The 25,337-nt window shown below is 41.6% G+C and carries 25 protein-coding genes; 12 read left to right on the forward strand and 13 right to left on the reverse strand.

Features of this window, described 5'->3' with window-relative positions:
* Positions 1 to 24: 24 nt before the first annotated feature.
* From HII16_RS15370 to HII16_RS15385, 4 genes are all read left to right on the forward strand, one after another.
* Positions 25 to 513, forward strand: a complete 489-nt coding sequence (locus HII16_RS15370) for a GNAT family N-acetyltransferase (protein ID WP_169131513.1) — start codon at positions 25 to 27, stop codon at positions 511 to 513.
* Between the two features lie 24 nt (positions 514 to 537).
* On the forward strand, positions 538 to 900 hold the full coding sequence (locus HII16_RS15375) for a hypothetical protein (protein WP_169131515.1): 363 nt from the start codon (positions 538 to 540) through the stop codon (positions 898 to 900).
* Positions 901 to 1,179: 279 nt separating this feature from the next.
* Positions 1,180 to 1,725 carry a GNAT family protein gene (locus HII16_RS15380; RefSeq protein ID WP_169131518.1) on the forward strand — a complete coding sequence of 182 codons (546 nt, stop codon included), beginning with the start codon at positions 1,180 to 1,182 and terminating at the stop codon, positions 1,723 to 1,725.
* A gap of 199 nt (positions 1,726 to 1,924) precedes the next feature.
* Complete coding sequence (locus tag HII16_RS15385; RefSeq protein WP_169131520.1) at positions 1,925 to 2,539, forward strand: LysE family translocator; 615 nt, start codon at positions 1,925 to 1,927, stop codon at positions 2,537 to 2,539.
* Positions 2,540 to 2,542: 3 nt separating this feature from the next.
* On the opposite strand, the gene HII16_RS15390 is transcribed toward HII16_RS15385, so the two are convergent.
* Positions 2,543 to 3,664 carry an MFS transporter gene (locus HII16_RS15390; protein ID WP_248289648.1) on the reverse strand — a complete coding sequence of 374 codons (1,122 nt, stop codon included), beginning with the start codon at positions 3,662 to 3,664 and terminating at the stop codon, positions 2,543 to 2,545.
* A 166-nt stretch (positions 3,665 to 3,830) separates the two neighbouring features.
* Between HII16_RS15390 and HII16_RS15395 the strand changes: the two genes are divergently transcribed.
* Positions 3,831 to 4,505, forward strand: coding sequence for a nitroreductase family protein (locus tag HII16_RS15395; RefSeq protein WP_169131524.1), 675 nt, complete (start codon positions 3,831 to 3,833; stop codon positions 4,503 to 4,505).
* A 70-nt stretch (positions 4,506 to 4,575) separates the two neighbouring features.
* Here HII16_RS15395 and HII16_RS15400 read toward each other — a convergent pair whose 3' ends face one another.
* The 5 genes from HII16_RS15400 to HII16_RS15420 form a co-directional block, all read right to left on the reverse strand.
* Positions 4,576 to 5,241, reverse strand: coding sequence for a peptidylprolyl isomerase (locus HII16_RS15400; protein ID WP_169131526.1), 666 nt, complete (start codon positions 5,239 to 5,241; stop codon positions 4,576 to 4,578).
* 139 nt (positions 5,242 to 5,380) lie between these two features.
* Positions 5,381 to 5,965, reverse strand: coding sequence for an acyl carrier protein phosphodiesterase (locus HII16_RS15405; protein ID WP_169131528.1), 585 nt, complete (start codon positions 5,963 to 5,965; stop codon positions 5,381 to 5,383).
* Between the two features lie 17 nt (positions 5,966 to 5,982).
* On the reverse strand, positions 5,983 to 6,201 hold the full coding sequence (locus tag HII16_RS15410; protein ID WP_169131530.1) for a hypothetical protein: 219 nt from the start codon (positions 6,199 to 6,201) through the stop codon (positions 5,983 to 5,985).
* A 27-nt stretch (positions 6,202 to 6,228) separates the two neighbouring features.
* Positions 6,229 to 6,600, reverse strand: a complete 372-nt coding sequence (locus tag HII16_RS15415; RefSeq protein WP_135439285.1) for a ribonuclease E inhibitor RraB — start codon at positions 6,598 to 6,600, stop codon at positions 6,229 to 6,231.
* 81 nt (positions 6,601 to 6,681) lie between these two features.
* Positions 6,682 to 7,044 carry a hypothetical protein gene (locus HII16_RS15420; RefSeq protein WP_169131532.1) on the reverse strand — a complete coding sequence of 121 codons (363 nt, stop codon included), beginning with the start codon at positions 7,042 to 7,044 and terminating at the stop codon, positions 6,682 to 6,684.
* Positions 7,045 to 7,184: 140 nt separating this feature from the next.
* Between HII16_RS15420 and HII16_RS15425 the strand changes: the two genes are divergently transcribed.
* On the forward strand, positions 7,185 to 10,022 hold the full coding sequence (locus HII16_RS15425; RefSeq protein WP_169131534.1) for a prolyl oligopeptidase family serine peptidase: 2,838 nt from the start codon (positions 7,185 to 7,187) through the stop codon (positions 10,020 to 10,022).
* Between the two features lie 90 nt (positions 10,023 to 10,112).
* On the opposite strand, the gene HII16_RS15430 is transcribed toward HII16_RS15425, so the two are convergent.
* The 4 genes from HII16_RS15430 to HII16_RS15445 all read right to left on the reverse strand — a co-directional run bounded on the left by HII16_RS15430 (position 10,113) and on the right by HII16_RS15445 (position 16,152).
* Positions 10,113 to 11,513: an amidohydrolase family protein gene (locus HII16_RS15430; protein WP_169131536.1), complete on the reverse strand. Its 1,401-nt coding sequence runs from the start codon at positions 11,511 to 11,513 to the stop codon at positions 10,113 to 10,115.
* A 176-nt stretch (positions 11,514 to 11,689) separates the two neighbouring features.
* Positions 11,690 to 13,384, reverse strand: coding sequence for an NAD-dependent malic enzyme (locus HII16_RS15435; RefSeq protein WP_169131538.1), 1,695 nt, complete (start codon positions 13,382 to 13,384; stop codon positions 11,690 to 11,692).
* A 110-nt stretch (positions 13,385 to 13,494) separates the two neighbouring features.
* A complete protein-coding gene (gene iscX, locus HII16_RS15440) occupies positions 13,495 to 13,695 on the reverse strand; it encodes a Fe-S cluster assembly protein IscX (RefSeq protein WP_169131540.1) in 201 nt (66 codons plus the stop codon).
* A gap of 144 nt (positions 13,696 to 13,839) precedes the next feature.
* Entirely contained in the window at positions 13,840 to 16,152 is a 2,313-nt protein-coding gene (locus tag HII16_RS15445; RefSeq protein ID WP_169131542.1) for an aminotransferase class V-fold PLP-dependent enzyme, read from the reverse strand.
* 257 nt (positions 16,153 to 16,409) lie between these two features.
* Here HII16_RS15445 and HII16_RS15450 point away from each other — a divergent pair, with 257 nt between their 5' ends.
* Entirely contained in the window at positions 16,410 to 17,591 is a 1,182-nt protein-coding gene (locus HII16_RS15450) for a porin (protein WP_169131544.1), read from the forward strand.
* A 125-nt stretch (positions 17,592 to 17,716) separates the two neighbouring features.
* On the opposite strand, the gene HII16_RS15455 is transcribed toward HII16_RS15450, so the two are convergent.
* Genes HII16_RS15455 through HII16_RS15465 form a run of 3 tightly spaced genes read right to left on the reverse strand, consistent with a single transcriptional unit; the run spans position 17,717 to position 20,149 of the window.
* A complete protein-coding gene (locus HII16_RS15455; protein WP_169131546.1) occupies positions 17,717 to 18,286 on the reverse strand; it encodes a glutathione S-transferase family protein in 570 nt (189 codons plus the stop codon).
* A 53-nt stretch (positions 18,287 to 18,339) separates the two neighbouring features.
* A complete protein-coding gene (gene speE / locus HII16_RS15460; protein WP_169131548.1) occupies positions 18,340 to 19,200 on the reverse strand; it encodes a polyamine aminopropyltransferase in 861 nt (286 codons plus the stop codon).
* Positions 19,190 to 20,149, reverse strand: a complete 960-nt coding sequence (locus tag HII16_RS15465; RefSeq protein WP_169131550.1) for an adenosylmethionine decarboxylase — start codon at positions 20,147 to 20,149, stop codon at positions 19,190 to 19,192. The genes speE and HII16_RS15465 overlap by 11 nt, the downstream gene beginning before the upstream one ends.
* 319 nt (positions 20,150 to 20,468) lie before the next feature.
* Here HII16_RS15465 and speB point away from each other — a divergent pair, with 319 nt between their 5' ends.
* The 5 genes from speB (at position 20,469) to HII16_RS15490 (ending at position 25,205) form a co-directional block, all read left to right on the forward strand.
* On the forward strand, positions 20,469 to 21,401 hold the full coding sequence (gene speB, locus HII16_RS15470) for an agmatinase (protein WP_169131552.1): 933 nt from the start codon (positions 20,469 to 20,471) through the stop codon (positions 21,399 to 21,401).
* A gap of 3 nt (positions 21,402 to 21,404) precedes the next feature.
* Positions 21,405 to 23,333, forward strand: coding sequence for a biosynthetic arginine decarboxylase (gene speA, locus HII16_RS15475; protein WP_169131554.1), 1,929 nt, complete (start codon positions 21,405 to 21,407; stop codon positions 23,331 to 23,333).
* An 18-nt stretch (positions 23,334 to 23,351) separates the two neighbouring features.
* Complete coding sequence (locus tag HII16_RS15480) at positions 23,352 to 23,777, forward strand: TipAS antibiotic-recognition domain-containing protein (RefSeq protein ID WP_169131556.1); 426 nt, start codon at positions 23,352 to 23,354, stop codon at positions 23,775 to 23,777.
* A 291-nt stretch (positions 23,778 to 24,068) separates the two neighbouring features.
* Complete coding sequence (locus HII16_RS15485) at positions 24,069 to 24,815, forward strand: SIMPL domain-containing protein (protein ID WP_169131558.1); 747 nt, start codon at positions 24,069 to 24,071, stop codon at positions 24,813 to 24,815.
* Positions 24,816 to 24,854: 39 nt separating this feature from the next.
* Complete coding sequence (locus HII16_RS15490) at positions 24,855 to 25,205, forward strand: 5-carboxymethyl-2-hydroxymuconate Delta-isomerase (RefSeq protein WP_169131560.1); 351 nt, start codon at positions 24,855 to 24,857, stop codon at positions 25,203 to 25,205.
* The last annotated feature ends 132 nt before the right edge of the window (positions 25,206 to 25,337 follow it).

Below are 25,337 nucleotides of genomic sequence, written 5' to 3' on the forward strand. Positions count from 1 at the left end.
CGAATATATTACTAGGGGGAAACAATGCATATTACTCTAGCGCAGCAATCACATAGCAGTGCACTGGCGAATATCGTTAAATCTACGTTTCATCTTGCCTGCCCTGAAGACTCAGATCCTGCCTTGCAGAGTATGTATATCAGCAAACACTTAAGCGAGAGTGATTTTCTAAAGTTTATAAACTCTGATGATTGCATTGTGTTGGTCGCTACTAAAGACACCGTAGTCGCTGGTTTGGCGGTAATAGAAACGGAATGCCAAGAGATAGCGATGCTTTCAAAGCTCTATATTCTTCCGCAGTTTCACGGACAAGGGCTTGCACCTAAACTCGTCGATGAAGCGATAAATCAGAGCAAAACAAAAGGCTTTAAACAGCTTAATCTGTCGGTGTTTTCAGAAAATTTAAAAGCGAAAGCGTTTTACGAAAAGTACGGTTTTAAACACGTTGGTGAATGTGATTTTCATATGGAAAGCGAGATACATAAAGACCATTTATACGAGTTAACGCTGTAATCTCCTATAATTATATTATTTGCTATGGCCGTGTTCGCTCATGAAACTCGTCAGGATAATCATTATTGCTATCGCCGCACTCATGTATGCTTATATCAAGGCGCGATATATGTCATGCCCAGCATTACCATCGTCAATAATAGTGGTTCCGTCATTTCCGGAGCAAAAGTCTATTTGGCCGATAACCGCTTGGACTTCGGTGAAATAGATGTCGCACGTAGCAACACCCTGCAATATTCACTAGAACAAAAAGATGGTGTATATCGCTATATTTTTACCATAGCTGATGGTGACACGCTCAGTGGCGAATGTGGTTATGTCACCAATAACGAATATGGCAAACGGGTGATTATTACCGTTAATACAAATGATATTGTTTGCCAGTAAAGACAAACCCTTGGCTCTAAGGTATGCTGCTTTCAATTAATAAACAAAAGGTTAGAACGGAATATGAAAAGCCTCTACAGATGGTTAATTCTTTTAGTATTAATTTTTACAGCAATTAGTTTTTATAGTTACGGCAATGCCACAGGTGCATTTATCTTCATAATCTTGGGCTTTTTATTTGAAGGTGCTTTCTGGTTTAAATTATTTGATAGAAAACGAAAATCAGAAAGTAAGTAAACCCTTCTATTCCAAAAAATGTGATGTATACAAGGAAGTCTCATGCCTAAATTTCCAACATTAGAAACCCCAAGGCTTATCCTCAATGAACAAACCATTGAGGACAGTGAGTCGGTATTTTCGATGTTCTCTGACGAGGCTGTCACTGAATTTTATGATTTATATTTCACCAGTAAAGATGAGGCCATAGCCCTCATTGAAAAGGATGCAGAGCGATTTATAAAAAGCAAAACCGTGCGTTGGGCAATTCGTGAAAAAGACACCTCGGAATTTGTTGGCAGCTGTGGTATCAACCGTTTTGAAGAAAGTAATGATGTCGCCGTAATTGGCTATGAATTTCATAAAAACTCATGGGGCAAAGGTTTTGCTACAGAAGCTGTTAGCAAAGTTGTTGACTACTGTTTTTCAGAGCAATGTCCGAAGTATGTAAATAAAATTGAAGCTTATGTCATGCTTGGCAACCGAGCATCGGAAGTGGTACTGGAAAAACTAGGCTTTCAATGTGACGGTATATTAAGGCAGCACGGTAAATGGAAAGGTGCATATCATGACCTTAAGGTATTTACCTTGTTGCGTTCAGATAGATAACAGCATTCTTTTGCCAACGGCAGGCATGTATATTCGAAAAAGCCAAAAGGTTTCATCACCTTACCAGTCGCATTTACTTGTCAAACACTGATGGTAATCAAAGTTGACACTGATAGTGTGTCATTAACCGCTTTATCACAAGACATTCACTTGAAAATGGGTATAATGCGCGGCTGATTTTCCCCTAAGATGTAATACCGTGATCGCAGAATACCTTACCTATGCCAGCATGTCTGCCCTTGTTGCAGCACTTCCAGGCCCTTCAAATTTTATTGCTGCCGAAAATGGCGCAATGGCTGGTTTACGTAAATCAGGTGTCGCCATAACCGGTCACTTGACGGCGCTATTGGTTTTAGCCGTAATGTCGGCGATGGGATTAACCAGTCTACTGATTGCCTCACCGTTGGCGTTTAATGCGGTAAAATTGATGGGCTGTGGCTATCTTTGTTATTTGGGCATAAACATCATTCGTTCAGCCAATACAAATGCGGTAGGTCGTGACATACAACCGCGCTCGGCTCGCCGCCGCCATATGTGGCGAAAACACTTTACGGTAGCCATTACTAACCCAAAAGCGTTATTGTTTTTTAGCGCACTGTTACCACAATTTGTCGATGCTAATCAGCCCATTGGTGAGCAGTTTTTGCCTTTGATGATGATCAGTATGTGCTCTGCATTCACTTTTCCAATGCTGTACGCCTTGATAGGTAAGAAATCGACACAACTGCCATTTAATGAACGTCACAAACAATTTATCAAACGACTGTTTGGCGCTAGTTTTATCATCTTTTCAATATCATTGTTGATATCGTAACAGTTACCTAACCGACGCTGGTAATTGGTAACCAATTTTATCAACAAACTGGCTGGCAATAAGCGAGCACGCGGCGAGGCCGGCACCGGCGAAAAACACCAACGATGGGTTGTATAACCAAATCAAACCAAATAAGGCTGGGATCACCACCGCAGCAATATGGTTAATGGTAAAGCTGACACCTGCGGTAGAAGCAATGTCCTTCGGATCGGCAATTTTCTGGAAGTAAGTTTTAATGGCAATTGCCATGGCGAAAAATACGTGGTCAATCACATACAAGGCGGCGGCAAAGTAGCCGTTTTCAACCAGAGCATAACCACTGAACACCAAAATAAGACCTATGTACTCCATAGTCAGGGCTTTACGCTCGCCGATTTGCCCTATCCATTCACCAATTTTTGGCGCCAGATAAATATTTAAAAGATGATTAACCATATACAGTAAAGTGATATCAGCAACCGAGTAGCCGAATTTTTCGACCATCATAAACCCAGCAAATACCACAAAAATCTGTCGTCGAGCGCCACTTAAAAAGGTCAACAGGTAATAGAGCCAATAGCGTTTACGCAATATCAGGTTTTTATGCTGAACCACCTTTTGTTCAAATTGCGGCATCACTAGCCACATCCACACGGTGATCATAAAGCCAAGCCCACCAAGAATCAGGTAGGCTGTGGAAAACTGCATCGAATAAACACTAAACGCTAACCAAATAAAACCATAAACAACCAATGCTGCAATGGACTTTATTGATAATAATCGACCTAATTGTTTTGGTGCTTCATCTTTGGAAAACCATTGCAGCGATAACGATTGATTGACCGTTTCAAAATAGTGAAAACCTGTCGACATCAATACTGTGGTTGCATACAAGCCCAACTCGAATGGAAACAAGCCGGTAATAGCGACGCCAATGGTCAATAGACATAATGACACCAAAGCAAAGGTCTGCTCTTTTAACACCAGAAGCACAAACACCGCGGTAAACGCCAAAAAGCCAGGCACTTCACGTAATGACTGCAAAATACCTATTTCACGCCCAGTAAAATTAGCCGCTTCTATGGTGAAATTATTTAATAACGCCATCCATCCAGAAAACGCCAAGGTCATCACAACCGAAGACATAGCTAGAAAAACAAATGGGGATTTAAAAGAACTCGTAGGCGCGGACATAAAGGATTTAATACATCAAAGATAGATACCTTTAAGATTAACAAAATTTTTACTTGAGCGATATTAGAGTTTAGTATGGCTAATATTCGAAATATTAGAATTACAACGAGATAGAAAAATGCAACAACATGATTGTTCCCCTTTAGACGATTTTATCGAATACCCACCAGAAGAAATGCTGCAGCGTTCAAGACAGTTCTTAGCCGATATCAAACGCCGTCATTCGATTCGCAAGTTCAGCGATCGCGAAGTCGAAAAAGAAATCATTGAAAACTGCATTAAAGCCGCAGGTCGAGCGCCAAGTGGCGCAAACCATCAGCCTTGGCATTTTGTCGCGATTCACTCGAGTGATGTGAAAAAACAAATTCGAGAACAAGCAGAGCTGCACGAGCGCGGTTTTTATGATGGCCGTGCCGGTGACGAATGGCTTGATGCATTAAAACCATTAGGCACCGATGCAGATAAACCTTATCTAGAGACTGCACCTTGGTTAATTGCCATTTTCAGTCAAAAGAAAGGCGGTTTAGATGTTGAAGATCGCAATACCAATTATTACGTGCATGAGTCTGTCGGCATTGCCACAGGCTTTTTAATCACCGCACTGCATAACGCGGGGTTGGCAACCTTAACGCATACGCCAAAACCTATGTCGTTCTTAAACAAGGTCTGCAACCGAGGTGACAATGACCGGGCTTATATGTTGTTGATTGCCGGTTATCCTGCCGATGACGCCACGATTCCAGCACATGCGCAAACCAAAAAGAACATAGATGACATCGCCACGTTTTTATAAAGCAGCTCCGATTAGATAGCAAAAAGGCGGGGTATCCCGCCTTTTTTGTGTGCTATTGGTGAGTGAGCAATTATTTGCTTTTCACCTTGATGCTTGCTTTTAAAATCTCAAGCTTCTCTGTTGGTGCACCGCGTCGAGTTCCGCTTTGCTCTATCGCGCTCAGCGTTTCCAAACCTTCAATCACTTTACCAAATACCGTATGACGACCATCTAAAAAGCGAGTTTCTTTAAAGGTAATAAAAAACTGAGCACCATCTGTACCTGGGCCAGAATTTGCCATCGACAAAATGCCAGCTTGATCATGGCTGGCATCTTCATGGAATTCGCCATCATAACGGTAACCAGGATTGCCGCGGCCAGTACCTGTTGGATCACCGCCTTGCGCCATAAAACCAGGAATGACGCGATGGAAAATCAAACCATCATAAAACCCTAGCTTAGTTAAATACATAGTGCTTGAGACATGCATCGGCGCGTATTCTGGCCACAACTCAATACTGATAGGACCTTTACTGGTGACCATTTCCCAAATGTATTGTTTGCTTTCGGCAAAAGGCGCTTGCGTTGGTTTGGGTAATTTTTGTTTCCAGCCGGCATCGCTTTTGTCTATTTTTTGTTCAGCGATAAAGCGCTCGATATGATGCAACGCTGGATCATCATCGGCGAGAAAGCCAATAACCAATGCGGTAATGCAGACAACGTATACAGTGATAATTTTCTTGATAAAAGAATTCATTAATTCTTCCTATGATTGGCGCCAGAATATTTTCTGATTTTTAACTTATATGCGCGCCAGTATATAGAATAGTAAAAAGCACCACAATCATGCTAGCTTATTGCAAATCAGAAACTTGCCATATAATTGCTTCACCTTTCTACTGTTCTTGATTTTGCTGATTAACATGGCGACATAGCTCGGGAAAAAATGCCAAAAAGTTATGCTCGAACTGTTGATAGTGCCGCTCAACTTCTTCAATTGCGCCAGCCAAGGTGTTTTTAAAGCGGATGCGTTTTGACATTGAATCAATCGCCCTGCCGGTAAGCACCATATCATGATAACCGCCAAGCCAATCATCATTGATCATTGATCTGACCACGTGCGGCATACGACCCGGTAAAGGGTGCGGATAATTGCGCAGATGCAAATACACTTGCTGACAAAACTGCTCTAGGCTCAAATGATGAAATCGTTGCCAATGCTTGGCAAGAAAATGATCGAACGCCACATCACTGATAAGGCCGGAAAAACGGCGTCGTTTGTCGCTAAGTAAGGGTTTTAACTGTCTGACTAAGTGATGGTTATCGGTGAACTTATCAATCATACGGTGGGTGTGAATACCATTGGCAGTAGCCTTTGGCAGGCTGACAATATTGACCCCTTTCATAAAATCGCCCATTAAATTGCCAACCACAGAGTGGCTGTTATCTTTGGCAAAATATAAATGGGCAAGATAATTCATCGCGTACCGGTTAACCGTCAGCCTATATCAAGCTCAATATCAGTACAGCCTGTTTTACAACGAACACGAGCGGCAGAATTTGCGGTTTTCGCCACAAACTGAATCTCTTTTCGACAGGATTTGCATTGTATAGGACGACCAAGAAGCACCTTTTTTATCAGTGCTTTTTGGTCATTATAAGATTTGGCGGTAAGCTTGCTAAAGCTTTTCAGCCTAGATGTATCGATATCGGACATACTACTTTCCCGACAGAAAAATTAAAGTTAACCTTGCGGAGGACAATACCAACCATCGTAAATGCCATCAAACTTTCGGGCATGTGTTTCTAATAATGTTTGATAAGCAACGACATTGTCATAACTGGCGGCCATTTCTGGGTAGGCTGTTATTTCCCAAGGGTGTTCAGGGTTTTCTAAATAAGGACAAAATGACAATTTTTGATTATTTGCTAGCAACACATTACCAAATTTTATTGCTTGCTCTTGTGAAGGGAAGATAACCGAAAATTGTATTTCTCTCGGTCTGTTTAAGTCGTCCCCTTCTAGCGCCATATGCCACAGCATATTACCATTGGCATCGCTAGGAAACTTGGCTAAATCTCTGTTTTGTTCGAAAATTTTTGTCGTTTGTTCCATTGGGGGCACCTAACTGATTGGCCTTAAGTTACTAACAAATAAGATATTAATGTTAAGTTTAGCATGTATTTAAAATTCTACTCAATCGCCCTGCACCCTAGATAGGGTAAAGCTTTCGCCTGTAATCACATGTTGATAAGTGAATTCATCATCCGTTAATTTAACAATTTTATAAGCCTGGTAATTGTCTTCGTCTTCAAGGTTTGCAGGGTATTCATTGTTGCCAATAATTTCAGCTTTGGTAATGGTAAAATGGATATTACCCACCACGCCCCAGTCGCCACGCTCAGTCATTTCTTCAATTAACGTGCCGTCAGCTTTGTATGTATAGAAAGTAAAAGAAAAGCTACCGTCAGCAAACATTTGTGCAAACTCGCTGTAATTCTCGTCGCTATCTTTATCGCTACGATGCCAATTTCCGATAAGTTGTTGTCGGTGAAACATGTCAGTAACCGTTGAACAGTGATATTTGCCGCTACGATAACCTATTTGTCGCCAAAATTCTGCAACTTAGCTTGAAATTAGTTGATTTAGATGTGCTGACAGGGATAATCAATATCAACATCAGGAAAACAATAAAGACTATGAAAACATTACCCCTTAATAAATGGTCAAAAATGGCTTTAGCCATTTCCCTGACATTCAGCACTCAAGCGTTCGCTGCTGAACAACGTCCGTTACAAGTAACGGATGTGATGAAGTTTAAAGAAATCAAAAAACCAACACTAACCGACAATGGTGAGTGGTTATCCTATACCGCACAAATGGATCGCGGCGATAGCAGCTTTCACGTCATCAATACCGATGGTAAGACTCGCTTTGATGTCGAGCTAGGCAATGGTGGTCAAGTTTCAGCTGATGGCAAATACGCTGCGGTATTAGTAAAGCCGTCACTACTGAGTAATGAACAAGCGAGTAAAAAAGAGAAAAAGGACCTTAAAAGTAACCTAACGGTTATTAATCTCAGTACCGGTGCCGAGCAAGTATTTGAAGCTGTCGAAGATTATCAGCTGAGTGATACCGGCGGGTTTGTTGCATTCAGTCAAAAACAAGAAGATAAAACTGAAGATGCTGATGCAGCAAAAGACAAAGCGGATGACAGCAAGGCTGAAGCCAAAAATGATGAGAACGACGTCGCTTTGCACAATAAAAAGCGCATCAAATACAACCTAACGGTAGTCAACCTACAAGACAGCAGCAGCCAGATTATTGAAGACGTCGACAACTTTAGCTTTTCGGGCAAACGTGCGGTTTTGGTATACAGCGTCAGTGTTGAAGATGGCAGCAATAATAGCCTTAAAGCGATCAATCTAAATGGCAATAAGTCATTCACTATTGTCAATCAAGGCAGCAGCAGTTTTGATCATCTAAGTTGGAGCCACAACGGCGACAAGCTAGCATTTATTGAAGGCGACTTTAGTAAAAAAGATGATTCTCGTCGTCATAAATTAAAAATATGGAACAGCGATAAGAACTCGATTAAAACCGTAAAAACTTCGACTGAGCAACAACAAAAATGGTTTATCTCCAGTACCAATAAGCTGACTTGGTCAGCGGATGATGAGCGTCTATTCTTTGGATTCAAGCCGGTTATCGCCAAACCTGAAGAAATTGATAGCAAACCTGAAGATCAAGCGGACTTGTATAACGTTGACAAAATCGTTGCAAAACGCAACCTCCAAATCTGGCATGGTAACGATCCGCTGATCAAAACCAATGAAAAATTCCAGTACAACCGCGACAAAAAAGCGTTTTACACCGCGGTCTACCATGTTGATGACAACGAGCTTGTTCGCCTAGCAAACAAAGACATTTTTAATGTTGTCGCTAGCAATAATAAAAACGCGGTATTAGGTCAAACGGATTTAAACTATCGTCGCATTCGCACATGGGAAGGTTTCTTCTCTGACTTTTACATTGTTGACCTTGAAGATGGTGAAAAGCACCTTGTTGTAGAAAAACTCAGCTCATACACACCGGTTAAACTCAGTGAGTCGGGTCGTTACGCTGCGTATTATCAAGACGGTCATTACTGGGCGTATGACAGCGATAAAAAACGTCGTGTTAACTTAACAAAGAACATTGATGTCAGCTTTGCTAATGAAGATCACGATTACCCATCAGCAGCACCAGGATACGGCATTGCCGGTTGGTTAGCAGACGATGAAGGTGTGTTGGTATATGACAAATTCGATATCTGGTTATTAGCCGCCGATGGCGATGACAGCCAATGTTTAACCTGTAGCCTTGGTCGTCCTAATAACCTGCAATTTCGCATAAATGATCTTGATAAAGATAATGACATTATCGATGAAGACACGACGTTATTGCTGACCAGCTATAACGATGATAAGAAAAACTTTGGTTTTTATCAGCTTTCCCTTGGTCAAGACAAAGCACCTGTAAAGCTTGTTGAAGACAATAAAAAATATAAGTTTATTGGCAAAGCTAAAGATGCCGACAAGATTATATTTAGTCGTGAAGATTTCCAAGAGTTTCCGGATTTATGGGTGTCGGATTTAAACCCTGCCAACGGCAAGAAATTGACCGATGTAAACCCACAAGTTGATGACTTTTTATGGGGTCAACCTGAACTGGTTGATTGGCGTTCGAGCAATGGTGAAAGACACCAAGGCATTCTGATCAAGCCAGCAAATTATGTTGAAGGCGTGCAATACCCCGTTGTTGTTTACTATTACCGTTTGTTCTCACAACGCATGTATGAGTTCAACCAAATGAAAGTAAACCACAGACCGAACTTCCCTCTGTACAGCTCAAATGGTTACGCCATATTCTTACCTGACGTACACTTTGACGTTGGCACACCAGGTCACTCAACCAACAAATCGATCTTGCCAGGTTTGCAAAAGATCATTGATATGGGTGTTGCCGATCCAAACGCCATTGGTTTGCATGGACATAGCTGGAGTGGTTATCAAACTCTGCATTCTATCACCGAAACCAATATGTTCGCCGCTGCTGTCTCAGGTGCACCCGTTGCCAATATGACCAGCGCTTACTCAGGTATTCGTCTAGGCACTGGTTTAGCGCGTCAATTCCAATATGAAATGGGCCAAAGCCGCATTGGTGCCTCGATGTTTGAGCGCCGTGATTTGTATATTGAGAACTCACCGGTATTTTTTGCTGACCGAATCACCACACCATTGTTAATGCAGTTTGGTGATATTGACGATGCGGTACCGTGGCAACAAGGTGTCGAAATGTACTTGGCGATGCGTCGCCTTGATAAAGAGGTTATCTTACTGCAATACGAAGGGGAACCACATCACTTGAAGAAATACCCTAATAAGGTCGATTACACCATAAAAATGATGCAATACTTTGATCATTATCTAAAAGGTAAACCGGCAGCTGAGTGGATGACGCAAGGCGAAGCCTATCGTGACAAAAAAGCAGACTAAGCAGTCGAATTATTAGCGCGATAAAAAGCGATATTCAACCAGCAAAAAGCACGACTAAGGCCGTGCTTTTTTATGTAAAGCTGCGCTTAGTTATTGCTGCAGATGGACTGTCGTGCCATTTTGCACCACTCGGTGAATCGATTGAGTATGCTTGATATCGAGCAATGGATTTTTATCAAGAACGATAAAATCAGCAATGTAACCGGTTTTTAATACACCGAATTTCGCGTTTTTATCTATTACATAAGCGCCATTACGCGTCGCCATTTGCAATACCGTTTGCTCACTAATGCCCGCCTCGACCATAAGTGCCATTTCTTGATGTAAGCTAATGCCCGGAATGGTCCATGGGTTGCCCACATCCGTGCCTATAGTTAATGTCACGCCTGCTTGATCAAGCATTTTAACAAACTCAAGTACTTTTGGCCAAACCGCCTGAGCACGTTTAAAGTCTGCATCCGTCCAACCTAGGTTAAAGGTGAAAAATGTTTGCCAGTTGGTTAACAAACTGGGATGTACCTCACTCAAGGCTGGGTGCTTGGTTACCGAGTCCTGATCGCCAAAAAAGGCGTTATAAAACACAATCAAGGTGGGATCTACGCTGACATTGTGCTCGCGTAAACTGTTGATCATTTGCGCGACTTCCGCGCTTTTTAGATCAACTAATTCGTACCATTCAAAAAAGCGAAAGCTGCCCGGCCGAGCGCTTTTGTCAAAGCTTTGCTTGTGTGGTTCAGTTAGCAGCTCGGCTGATAAAGGCATGGCGTGGACGATATGATCAATGCCTAATTGTGCGCCAGTTTGCCAATTTACTTTTTCAAGGTGAGCGATAACTTGCAGATCATAACTGTCGGCATGGCGCACTGCGCTTTTTAATTGATGCTCTGTTAAGCCGGTATACAACTTTACGTAATCAACGCCTAACTTGCTTTGCTGTTCAATGCTATTGGCAATAGAGAGCTCATCGTCAACCACAGTAACCAAACCGGCAAAGGCTAAATCATTAAGTAAATGACCCGCAACAAAGGCTTTAGGCCCTTTGACTTGACCTTGCGCCTGACTCTGCTTGTAGTTCACATTGGCCTGACTATCCCCCCCAGGATTGCGAATGGTGGTAATGCCCCAACGCAACATGCTATCGGCGTTAACGGCCGCTATGTCGGCACCGTTATAAGCACTTAAATGAACTTGTTTATCGCGAACGGTGGCGCTCACTGCCCCTAATGACATATGGGCATGACTGTCAATCAACCCCGGTATAACGAAACGATGCTCTAGGTCGATAACTTGTGTGTCTTGGTTTCGCTTTGGCTTGTCCGAGCCAATATAGGCAATGTGTTGGCCTTCAACCAATATGTATTGCTTGCCGTGCTGCTGCCCTGTGTCGACATCAAGCACCGTCGCATTGCTAAATAAACTGCTCTTTGCCCACAACATTGGACTGCCAAGCAAGCATACAGTGAAGGTTATTATCATTCGCCATTTCGACATGGTTGTCTCCTATAAAAATGTCGTTGCGTTACTTGTCAGTCAGCGGTGAGGTGAAATTCTTACAAAAGTTTTTATCAAATATGTATTTAAAGGTGGGATGCTGCGATATTTGCGTAGCAGAAAAAAAACGCCTCACTAAATAGCGAGGCGTTTTTGATCGATACAAGCGAATAAATTTAGATCGTTGAGCGTTTGTATTGACGATACTCAGGCATCCAGAAGTTACTTTCAATATTAGCCAGCAATTGCTCATCGCTTAGCTCTAATGCCAAACCTTGTTGCATTGCCAATTTACCAATTTTAAAGGCGATTTTTTTACTGATATCTGAAATTTGCGTCAATGGCGGTAACAAACCACCTTTACCGGTATTCGCTAATGGTGACTCAGCCGCTAAGGTTTCACTGGCGATCATTAGCATTTCATCACTGATGAATTTGATGTTCGCAGCAACAACACCCAAACCTATACCTGGGAAGATATACGAGTTATTGCATTGCGCTATGTGATAAGACTCGTCTTTATATTCAATCGGGTCAAATGGGCTACCAGTGGCGATCACCACGTCACCATCAGTCCATTCAATAACTTGTTGTGGGTGTGCCTCAACCTGTTTTGATGGGTTTGACAGTGGGAAAACAATTGGTGTTTTTGTCCCTGCGTGCATGGCTTTAATGACTTGTTCAGTAAACAGCCCTGCTTGGCCAGAAACACCGATAAGAATATCAGGTTTTGCACAGTGCATAACGTCAAGTAACGAGGCAAATTCACCAGAGAACGTCCACTCTTTAAGTGATAATTTTTGTTGTACCAGCTTTTGTTGAAAATCACGCAGATCTTCCATACCTTCAGTCAGTAAACCGAAACGGTCAATCATATAAACGTGCTGGCGAGCTTGTTCATCACTTAACCCTTCGCTGATCATTTGCGCGATGATTTGCTCGGCGATACCACAACCGGCGGAACCAGCACCAACAAAGGCGACGTTCATTTCTGATAACTTCTTGCCTTTAATACGACATGCGGCCAACAACGTACCGACGGTTACCGATGCTGTGCCTTGAATATCATCATTAAAACAACAGATCTCATTGCGGTAACGCTCCAATAACGGCATTGCGTTTGGTTGAGCGAAATCTTCCCATTGCAATAAAACGCCCGGCCAACGACGATTTACGGCTTGAATAAACAATTCAACAAACTCGTCATATTCTTCCTGGCTAATACGTTTATGACGAGCCCCCATGTACATAGGATCGTTTAACAACGCTTCGTTATTGGTACCAACATCAAGCATAATAGGCATAGTGTAAGCTGGACTAATACCACCACATGCGGTGTATAAAGATAACTTACCAATAGGAATACCCATACCACCGATACCTTGGTCACCTAAGCCAAGAATACGCTCACCATCGGTCACAACAATAACTTTAACTTTGTGCTTGGTGGCATTTTGCAGAATGTCGTCGATTTGATGACGCTCGGAGTAAGAGATAAACAGACCACGATTTGAACGATAAATGTCAGAGAATTTTTCACAGGCATCACCGACCGTTGGGGTGTAAATAATCGGCATCATTTCTTCAAGATGTGCCTGTACTAAGGCATGAAACAAGGTTTCATTTTTATCTTGAATATTGCGTAAATAAATATGCTTGTTCAGACCACTGCGAAAACATGAGTATTGCATGTAGGCACGCTCAACTTGTTCTTCAATGGTTTCAAAACGCGGTGGGATCAAACCGGTTAAGTTAAAATTAACACGTTCTTGAGCACTAAAAGCACTGCCTTTATTCAACAAAGGGGTTTCCAATAATGTTGGCCCTGCATAGGGAATATATAAAGGTCGTTTTCTGCTTTCGTTGCTCATTTTTTGTTGTCCGAAAATAATAAAATGGCGCGTATTGTATAGTCTTTTTAGACACTTGGCTAATGTCAGTTACAGCTGATGACAAAATAGATCATAATCGGTGCGCGAAATTAATCCGCCTCATCAATCCAAGCTAATTGAATCGCTTCGAGAATGCGCTCGCCGCAATGATCGGCATCATCATCAAATCGCTCAAGCGCTAAAACCCACTGCATCAAATCGGTAAACCGTATTGTTTTGGGATCAACATCGGGATGCTGCTCGATTAAGTCCAACGCAATTTCCAGAGAATCAGTCCATTTCAATGACATGTCACACTACCCAGTTAACCTTTTGTACAGCTAAATATAGATGATTTTTAGACACTAAGGCGTTAAAAACAAAAGGCTGAGATACAAAAAAGCCCTACGGCTATAACCAACAGGGCTTTAACATTACTTTTTAGCAACAGGCGATTAGTTCATCAAAGCAAAGCCACCTGGCACATGGTATACGTTTTCAAAGTGCATACGTTTTAACGTTTTCGCAGCAGCATCAGAGCGATTTCCACTACGGCAAACACAAATAAAGGCTTGCTGCTCTTTATCTTTGACGTGGTTATGAACAAAGTTAGTGAGCTGAGTTAGAGGGACATTGACCAATTTTTGTTGACGTAAATACTCTTCACGGAACGCTTCAAATTCTTGTGGTTCACGCACATCAATCACCATTACGTTAGGGTGCTTGGTGATAAAGTCATTTAGCTGATCGGGATGAACATCAATGCTTGGCTCTATATTTTGTCTGATATTACCGCAGTAGTTAGGTTCACAGTCCTCACCAATGGTGTTATCAAGTTCGGCTTTAGCTATAACAAACGCCGCTTTAGTCACCGTATTTTTGCACACCTCAGCCAACAATGTGTTATTGCTTTGTTCAAGAGCCAAGGTGGTTGTGAACAACTGCTTGTAGTCGTGTGCCGGACAAAGCAAGGTCTCTTTATTTATCAAAGCATTCAAGTGTTGAATAGAATCGTACAAGTTCTCAGCATTACTGTTATTGAAATCAGAACGACCAATACCACCAATTTGAATGGTATCGCCTGCGAATACGTAATCGATATCATCCGCTGCCAATTTACCCGCTTTGGCGTCCCCCAATAAATAGGTCACACTATTATTAGTATGCCCTGGTGTCGCAACCTTGACCAAAACCTTGTCACCCAAGGTAATACAGCTAGCCAGTGATTCGTCGTTTAGCTCAACGGTTTGTGCAATCTCGGTTGGCCAGCCATTTTCATCAACGGCCGTTGATGCCATATTGTCACGTACAATTTCGCGCAACATGCCGGCACAGCTTTCTTTTTCGCTATGATCGTGGGTAGTCAAAATGGCACGTATTTCGTAATCACGGCAACGAATAAATGTTTCAAACTTTTCCGATAGCTCTGCGACTGGATCAATTAAAATCACTTGTTTAGCCTGTTTATCAACATAGCACCAGGTGCACTGCGAGTCGTAAACCCATTGCTGTAAGCCATCAAATTTACTGTCGATATCTTCCTGAGTATCGGATATCACTAGGCAACTGTTACGCATCGCCGACGCAGCTTTTAATATAGCGGCACAAGCATTGTCAATTTCTTGCTGTGTGGTTGCCGGACCAAATGACATGCGAATCGCACCTTCACTTTGCCAAGTTGGTTTACCCATAGCATCAAGGACAAAACTACCGGTGACTTTCGAGCTACAAGCAGAACCCGCACTTACGCGAATCTTACCGGCATCAAACACATCCATGATGTCTTTGCTGCTTAAGCCTTTAACCGCAAAATTTAATGTGGTTGGTAATGAATAATCAAAGTCATGGTTATAAACGATTGCCGGGAATGCGATTTTTAACGTACTCGCCAATTGTGCGCGGTATGACTCTAATACTTGGTGTGACTTAAAGGTGTCATCATTGTCGTCACTCAATAGGTTGAAAATCGCGTTAAGAGCAGCAATGCCAGGTAGGTTTTCGGTACCTGAACGCAAGCCGCTTTCTTGACCACCGCCAGCAATAAATGGTGTGTAAGGCGCACCATGACGGACGTACAAAACGCCGATACCTTTAGGACCATATAATTTATGACCACTAAATGGTGCGTAATCAATGGTTGTTTTTGACAGCTCTAAGTCAATCTTACCTAGCGCCTGTACACAGTCGACCATCCACAACACATCGGGGTTATTATCACGGATAACTTTTTCGAGCGCGGCTAAATTTTGAAACACACCGGTTTCGTTATTCGCAGCCATGGTACAAATCATTAGCGCATTGCTGGCATGTTCGGCGATAAATTCAAAATCAAGAATGCCGTTTTCATCAACAGGAATCGCCACAACGTCTGCGCCAACCCCCAACATTTTGTTCCAATGTTTTAATGTTTCGGGTACCGCTTTGTGTTCGGTTGCGCCATAGAGCAGCACCGAATTTGCCGAATGAATGCCCTTTTCTTTGACCGCGTTTAACGCAGAAATAATTGATGTTTGAATACCTTCTGTCGCCCCAGAGGTAAAAATAATTTCACCATCCGTTGCACCGGTCACCTGACGAGTCAAAGTACGGGTTGATTCAAGAATATACTTTGCCTTGATCCCGGTTGAATGCGATGAGCTCGGATTACCGTAACACATGTTCATGGTATGAATCGCAGCTTCGGCTGCTTGCGGCAATACTGGCGTTGTTGCGTTGTTATCTAGATAGATCTCATTTTGAGTTACCTGGATATCTGTTAAGTTCAACATATTCGACTTCTTCTCTGATGACCCTGAATATGCTCTATATTCTAACCAAATATATCTTGTAGCTCTAGGTTATAAGGGCGTAAAAATTTGTTAATTGCATAAAATAGTGCTTTTTTTCGACAATAAATGTTTACGCCCCCTGCTTAGCCATTGATTTAAGTTAATATTTCGTTAATTAACAAGAAAAAATAAGATCTTTGCATATACTTGATTATTAATAACCATAAAAAATAGACTCATTGAAGAGGAGTTCAGGTATGAAAACAAAGCTGTCCTTAGCGGTTGCTGCACTCGCGTGCGCCCTTTCTTCTACAACACAAGCCATTGAAATTTATAAAGATGACAAAACATCAGTGGCAACTCGTGGTTACTTACGATTAACCTTTGAAAGCAATAACAGTAGCGATGAAATTACCGATGGTGGTTCTCGGTGGGGGTTGGATTTTACCCGCAAGATACAAGGTGGATGGACAGCCGGTATCACGACCGAATGGGCGATGAACTTTGAAAGTAACACCGATTTTTCAGTTCGATTCACGGGTAATGATTCGAACGTCGCTGCTGGTGATTCAGGTGATACCCTGTCTTCCCGTCTTGGTTATATACATATGACTCACGATACGTGGGGTAGCTTTGGATTCGGCAAGCAATGGAGCGTCTATTATGACGTTGCAGGCGTTACCGATTTACTCGACTATTACGGTGGTAGTGCGTTAGGCGTCTATAACTTCGCTGGCGATGGTGGTTTGTCTGGTACAGGTCGTGCTGAGCAAGCTATTACTTGGCGTAAATCATTTGGTAACTTAAATGTCGGTATACAATATCAAGCACAAGATGAAGATATCACTTTAGATATTCCAAATTGTGAAAGTATAACGGATTCGGATGAAGAGTTTGATTTATGTGAATCAATCAATGGCGTCAGTTTAGGTACCATCGGCGATGGATATGGTGCGTCGCTTTCGTATCGTTTCGGTAAATTTTGGGCTGGTGTGGCGCACAACGTAACTGAAATTGAAGGTAGCACTACAGCGGATGCGATTGGTTTGGGCAACACAGAAGATGACACGATATCAGTATTGGCAGCAACTTACGGCACCCTATTAGATGGTTTATATGTTGCCTTGGGTGCTGCGACATCAGAATTTCATGAACTGGATAACCAAGGCGACTTTGTAGACACCATTGGTTATGAAGCGTTAGTCAGATATAACTTTGATGCTGGTTTTGGTTTGTATGGTGGTATGAACCAATTAGAGTCTGACGAAGACGATAATGATTATGAGGTTAGCTACCCATTTCTTGGTGCCGATTACGTATTTATAGATGATATTGGTTTTGTCTTTGCCGAAGTGAGAATGAATGACAATGTTAATGCAGATGGCAGCGATGGTAATGATAATACCGATGTCGCGGTTGGCATTCGTGTCAATCTCTAGGCGATACTTTAGACAAAACTTAGTGTTGATATAGAATAAAAGGTCGGCTTAGTGCCGACCTTTTTAATTTCTGTTTAGGTTGATGGGGTTATAACATAAGCGAAAAATTTTTTGCTTGACCGCAATTACCTCGGATCCGTGGTCATTACATCCTCGCGCTGTTGATGCTGTTGATGAAACGCTGATAAAGACTGAAATATGCTGACATCAAATAATTCTCGAAAGCTTATCCAATCGAGTAGGCAATATAAACAGATACTTGGATAGTGCCAGTCGGTAAACTGCCCTGCCTTGCAATGCGCTTCTAAACTGTGCATCGCTTTATCTATGCGTTGTTTTTGCAAATTAAAGAACAACGCGTCTTGGTCGGTATCAATATCACTGCGACATAATAAAAACATACTCACTAGCGAGTCATTAATTGAATCGATCAAAGTTAGCAAATTTTCTTGCGGCCATGAAATCGGAGTAAGTTCAAACTTTTGAGTTAAATAACGGAAAATAACTCGAGAGTCAAAAATACATTGTTCATCGTCAACTAAGAATGGAATTTTTAAGGTTGGATTTTTAGCGATCAGCATGTTGCGGTCATCGTCGCTAAAAATGTCCATGGCGATAAACTCGAGGGGAATACTATGGGCAAAAATACGAATACGCCGTGCATAGGGCGATGTGGTTGAACCGTAGAGTTTCATTAATTTATCCAAATATGAGACAAGCTTTGTAGTGTCTTGTATTCTTGTTGTGATTACCCATTGGCGATTAAGCCTTCCAGACCTTTACGAGCAAAGTTTGGTAAGCTAAACGCCGCTTTATGTACCGCACAATTATAGTAATCGAACTCAAGGCCCGAATTATGCACGCGAGAACGATTGAAATCCTGTAACGGGTGATATTTTTTCGATGCAAACGTAAAGCTCCACAAGCCACCTGGATAGGTTAGATTGCTAAAGTTATACAAAAAGCATTGTGGAAAGACACTGTTTAGTACATGCAGCAATGATTGCTGAATATCCATTGCATACCACGATGATTCCCCTTGTGATACCACCACACCATCATCTGCCATACAATTAAATACATCTTGGTAAAACTCAGGACCAAATAGTGGCGCTGCAGGGCCAATGGGATCAGTACTATCGATGATCACAACATCAAACTTTTCATTTGTTTCTTTGACAAATTTAACGCCATCGGCAATGAGTAGATTAAGACGCGGGTTATCAAATTCACATGATGTTTGTGGAATATGCTCTCGACACGCCTTAACAACCATCGCATCGATTTCAACCATGGTGCATTTCTCGACACCACTGTGACGCAATACTTCACGCGCGGTTCCACCATCACCGCCACCAATAATCAATACGTTTTTAGGATTTGGGTGTACAAATAGCGGCACATGGGCAATCATGTCGTGATAGGCAAACTCATCACGTTCCGTCACCATGATCAACCCATCATTTAGTAACATTTTGCCGTGCCCTCGAGTTTCCACAACATCCACCGTTTGAAAGTCACTTTTTCCAGAAAAGAGTACTTTTTCGACTTTAATTTTTAAGCTTAAAAAATCCTGAAACTTCTCTTCTATCCATAACTCAGAGTGCATGGTTTTCTCCTGTTGCATCAAGCACCGCAGGCTTGGTAAATTGTTGTTTTGGGGCAATATAGTTTACAAAACTTAGTTGATAACCGTTTGACATGGTTTCTGCCACTTTCGATTGGCAGACATAATGTTGCGGAATGTATTGGGTAATCAGTTGTTGTAGGTCAGGTTCATTAAAGGTCAGCAAATCAAATGAGGCTGGCTCTAATACGGTTAAAATGCTTGGTGCTAAACGGATCAAGTTTAAATTAGACTCAAAACTTACGTAGCTAATGCCTGCTTGAGGAGTGATGTGAATAGTAAAGTAATCGCTGCCCTTAATCGCATTGACTGAGTAGCCATAAGGGTCAAACACATAATCATCAAATTCAAACCCGGGCAATAATTGCTCTAATTGCAAATAATTGCGAATTTGTTCAGCTCTCAGGCCTGGTAACGTTAACATCGATGAGGCTTTATCACTGATTTGATAAGCCAATAATTCATAGGTTTTGTCTTCATTCTCAGCCTTATAATCACTGGTTTGATGAAACACATAATTATGGTGGCCGTCGAGTTCACCAAAACGATAAGCTTTACCAGGCATATAGTCTGACAATAAGCTAATATCGTCACCAAAAGAGCTAAATTGTGCCTGCGCGAAATATTCGTTTTTGCGTTGATAGAACACGTGTTGAATATTATCCATACCAAATTGTTGGATGAAATACTCGACCGATTTAACCAAACGGGTAACACCACAGGTTAAAATCAAAATACGATCCTCCCATACAAACAGGCTAGATTCTGACAATAAAAAGGCAGTGCATTCACCATTGCTCACGTGTGACAAAATTTGAGCTTCACAACGACTTACCATCTCAGCCCAAAAATCATCGCTTACATCATTAAGCAAGGAGATATTATCACTGACAATGACTTCTGCTTTTTTTTCTGAACCTTCGAAAAACAATAGAGGACCCTCAAAGACTTTACTTTATGATTTTCTTGTAATGAAACCCAAAGTATTTATTCAACTTAAACAATTGCGCTGTATTGTACGAACAAATGACTATTAAAAAAATATCATTTAGCAAAAAGGTAACTTTAAATTAGTCACTTAAGCTGTTTTACCTTTCACACCAAGCGACTTGATGTATAACTAAGCTTTCCCCTTTTACTATACCAACAACGGCTGTTTGTTTATAAGTAGTATAGATGAAAAAAAACACTATACTTTATGACAAAATTAAGCATAATTGCGGCAATTTTTTTGGCTATTAATGACCATCATGAACAACAAAATCGCTGATATTCGTGTTGATTTAAACACGCCTGACTATTTGTACGACTTTGCTAAGCCGGCAACCGGTATATATGAAAACAGTATTCATATTATTGGTTTTGGTTTTGACGGCACCGCCTGCTTTCGTAAAGGCACGAAAGACGGCCCAAACGCCTTGCGCGCCGCCTCTGACGGCATAGAGTCATTTTCTCCATATTTGAATGCCGATATCCAAGATATTCAGTTTAATGACCTAGGTAATTTGCGATTGCCCGGCGCGATTGATTATGACGATCAAAGACACACACACCAGCAGTGGCAATCAGCCACCGATGATTTTGAGAAACAATTTTCAGATATTGACCTGAAAAAGCACCAAGTCAAAATATTGACCTTGGGTGGCGAGCACTCCATATCTTATGCGCCAATCAAAACTTATTTACATCAATTTGACGATTTACTGCTTATTCATCTTGATGCTCATGCTGACTTGCGTGACGGCTATGAAGGTTATCACTATTCACATGCCTCGATCATTCGTCGCTGCCTTGACCACTTTGCAAAAGGGCATCAGTTATTACAATACGGTATTCGGTCAGGCACCAAAGAAGAATATCAATACATGCGTGAGCAAAAAACTCTAGCGACATCACGCCAGCAGTTTTTGGATAGGGTGGAAGCGATTGGTAATGACCGCCCTATCTACTTGACCCTTGACTTAGATTACTTCGATCCAAGCTTTTTTCCAGGTACAGGCACCCCAGAGCCCGGTGGGGAAGACTTTCACTCGTTTGTCAGTCTTTGTAAAATTTTACGCAATAAAAACTTAGTGGGTTGCGATGTTGTTGAGTTATCACCAAACATAGATAGTACAGGTAATAGCGACGTATTTGCTGCCAAAGTAGTACGTGAATTATTACTCTGTATGACAGGAAGTTAAGTTGTGCCTAAAGAACAACGACAAACGTCATTTTGGTCAATCGATGATGCCGAGCGCACATACCGTGTTAAGCGCTGGGGTAATGGTTACTTTGAAGTAGGCGAATCCGGTAACTTGATGGTTAAGCCACGTTACGACCAGCCAGATTTAAAAATAAATATGCAAGAAGTCATTAATGAGATTCAGCAAAAAGGCATCGAATTCCCTGCTGTTGTGCGTTTTCATGACATTTTGCGTTCTCAAGTTGAACAACTAAATAAAACCTTTCGCTATACCATTGAAGACGCCAATTACGAGGGGCACTATCAAGGCGTATTTCCGGTAAAAGTGAATCAAATGCGAGAGGTCATCGAAGAAATTATTTGTGCCGGAAAACGATTCAATTATGGCCTCGAAGCTGGTAGCAAGCCAGAGCTTATCGCAGCCCTTGCATACAACACCAACAAAAATGCCCTAACCATTCTTAATGGCTACAAAGATGAAGAGTATTTACGTTTGGCATTATTAGGCAGTCAAATTGGCCGCAAGATTATTATCGTTATCGAAAAGTACTCAGAATTACTGACCTTAGTAAAGCTATCGAAGCAGCTTAATGTTGTACCGATGGTAGGATTTCGCGCCAAGATGATGGTTAAAGGCCGCGGCAAATGGGAGAGTTCCAGTGGCGAACGCGCAAAATTTGGATTGAGCTTGAGTGAAATGCTTAACGCCAAAAAACTGTTAGAAGACGAAGACATGTTGCACATGGTTAATCTGCTGCATTTTCACATTGGCAGTCAATTAACTGATATTCGCGCAATCAAAGAAGCGGTACAGGAAGCCTCATTAATATACAGTCGTCTCTACCAAATGGGCGTGCCACTTGAGTATGTGGATGTTGGCGGTGGTCTAGCGGTTGACTATGATGGAACTCAATCAACCAATGATTCGTCCTGTAATTATGGCATTAGCGAATATGTATCGGACATTGTTTATGGTTTTAAACAAACCTGTGATTTACAATCGGTACCGCATCCTAATTTAGTAAGCGAAAGTGGCCGTTCGATTACCGCCCACCACTCTTGCGTAGTGACCAAAATCATCGGTGAAATTACTCCAGGTGGTAATGGTTATAATACCCGCAAAGCCACCGGCGAACATATTATAGTAACCAATATGCGTGACTATCAGCAAGGTCTGGATAAAGATAACGCTCAGGAAACCTATAATGATATCAGCCAGTTAAAAGAGCAAGCTCAGCAAGCCTTTAAACTTGGTGTGTTAACCCTAGAAGAGATGGCAAAGGTTGAGACGCTTTACTGGAAAACATTAGAAAACATTAATGACTTTGTTGTTGAACAAGAATTTATCTCAGAAGAATTAAAAGAAATTGAAGAGACGCTATCGTCGCAGTATTTAGCGAACTTTTCGGTATTTCAATCTGCGGCGGATTCATGGGCCATTGATCAAGTATTACCTATTGTTCCGATTTCACGCCTTAATGAGCGGCCAAACAAACGGTGTACTTTTGTCGATATCACCTGTGACAGCGATGGCAAAATTGAACAGTTTATCGGTGATGAAGTGACCGCCAACCATGTGCCAATGCATCAACTGAACAAAGATGAAGATTACTTTATCGGTATTTTCCTTACCGGTGCCTATCAAGACGTGATGGGCGATATGCATAACTTGTTTGGTCGTTTAAATGAAGTGCATATTGTCAGCTATGATGATGACCCCAAAGACTTTTACATTGAAGAGGTGGTAAAAGGCAACTCAGTTGAGGGGGTTTTGTCGACCATGCAATATACGCCTGAAATTTTGGCGCAAGCAGTAAAAAAAGAAATAGATAATGAAATAGCGCGCGGTAAAATAAAGCCACGTCAAGGGGTGCAGCTTATCGACTTCTATGAAGAATGTTTAGCTGGCTACACCTATTTAAAAATTTAAATAATAGAGACTCTAAAAATGACAGATGAGAAAGATTTTCAAGAAAACCCAGAATTAGAAAAACAAGAACAATTAGCACGAGAGCGTGTTGGTGATGACAAAGTTGACGAACGCATGGAGCAACTGGCGAATATGAGCATCGAAGACACTATGGCTTTGAAGGACAAAGCCGAATCAGTGATGAGCAAAATCAGCGATTGTCAGACGCTTGCAATAGACTCAGAAGACATGCAATTAATTGTTAGAGAGTACCTTATGTACAGTAACTTCGCCTTGACCAAGTTGCAGAGAAAGTCAGTGTTGATTAATAAAGAGCGCTTCTTAAAAATGGCTGATTCAATTGCCAACGACGAACACCAAAAAGCGGCGTTTGAACAGCATGGTGCCGGGACCGCTGAACACTTCGCTAACGCCATCAAAGTTTACGCTGAAGCCAACCTATAACCCGCCGCAATACAGGCCCTGAACACAACAGGGCTTGATGTACTTCAATTGTTTAGATACCTAAATCAACTCTACTTTTTAAGCACGACAACAGCACAGTCTGTCATGGATAATAAATTGACGTTAACCTATTGAAAACGTTATGGTCTTATATTGCATATGGGTTGAATAATTTCATTGGTCAGCCCAATCGATAACGTTTTATAGTTGTATGCTAGCGCCTTTGTTAGCTTGCGACTCAAATAAGACTGCACGACATTATCAAATAATAATTGGGCTAAGGGAGTTAATATGAATCTAAAACTGATAGGGATAGCAGCACTGTGTTCATTTTCTGCGATAGCGGAACCAGAGTTAAAAGGCAGCCCCAGTGAGCTAAAGAGTTTTTTTCATCCTGACGTTAAAACCATTTCAATTACACAAAGTGCTGAAGAAATAGCGTTTAAAGATGTGGCGGTAATAAGCATGCTGATCACAACCGAAGATAAAAAATTAGCCATGTCTTTACAAAAAAACACCAAGCTGAGGAATGACATTTCAGCCACTTTAACCGCTGATGGTATTCATTCTGATCAGATTAAAAACTCAAAGTTTTCAACGTCTCCAGATTACGGTTGGTTTGGTGATAAGCCTGATAACTATAAAGTGGCGAACACCGTCACTGTGCGTATTGACAATGAATTGGGCTTCCAAAGTATTGCCAAAATAGTCGACGCTTACGATGAAGTCACGTTAATAAATACTGATTATGAGCACTCTGAAAAAGACGTTTATATACAAAAAACCAAACAAAATGCCCTCAATAAAGTGTTAGCGCAAAAAGATTTTTACGTACAATCATTGGGGATCGATTTACAAGCTATATCGTTTAATGATCGTTCCTCTTATGAAGAAGATGATATTGAGAGAATAGAGGTTACCGGAAGCCGAATGAAACAAGTGAGCTTATCCGATTCATATCAGCAACAACCTGTAGGCTCGTCTTTTGAGAAGATCACCTACTCAGCAAAAGTAACCGTGACGTTCGTCGTACAATAGCGATGACTTGACTCCTACACATCTTAAAATGGAAAATTAATGCCACATTTTGTTATGGACTGCTCTGACAGCATCCTTAAATCTTACGATGAAGAATTTATTCTGCAACAACTGCATCGAGTCGCAAACTCTACAGGCTTATTTGACGAGAGCGATATCAAAGTAAGACTAACCACGTTTAAAACCTACTCGGTAGGTAATAAACGTGACGATTTTATTCATGTGTTTGCTCATATCATGCAAGGGCGTTCGACAGAGCAAAAAGCCAAGTTATCAAAAAACATGGTCGCTAAGCTTGTCACCTTGTTTCCTGATATTGCCAATATTGCGATGAATATTAGCGACTTTGAACAAGCAACATATTGCAATAAAGCAATGCTTAATAACTAAATAAGCACTGTTTCAAGTGTTCTGACCCCTTGATACACGTTGATGATTCGGTTAGATACCAAACCTAGGAAATCGTAAGGCAAATGTGCCCCCATTGGTGTGAGGCGGTCATGCTCATGACAGCCAATGGGC

This window comes from Thalassotalea sp. Y01 (genome assembly GCF_012932945.1).
Taxonomy (GTDB): domain Bacteria; phylum Pseudomonadota; class Gammaproteobacteria; order Enterobacterales; family Alteromonadaceae; genus Thalassotalea_A.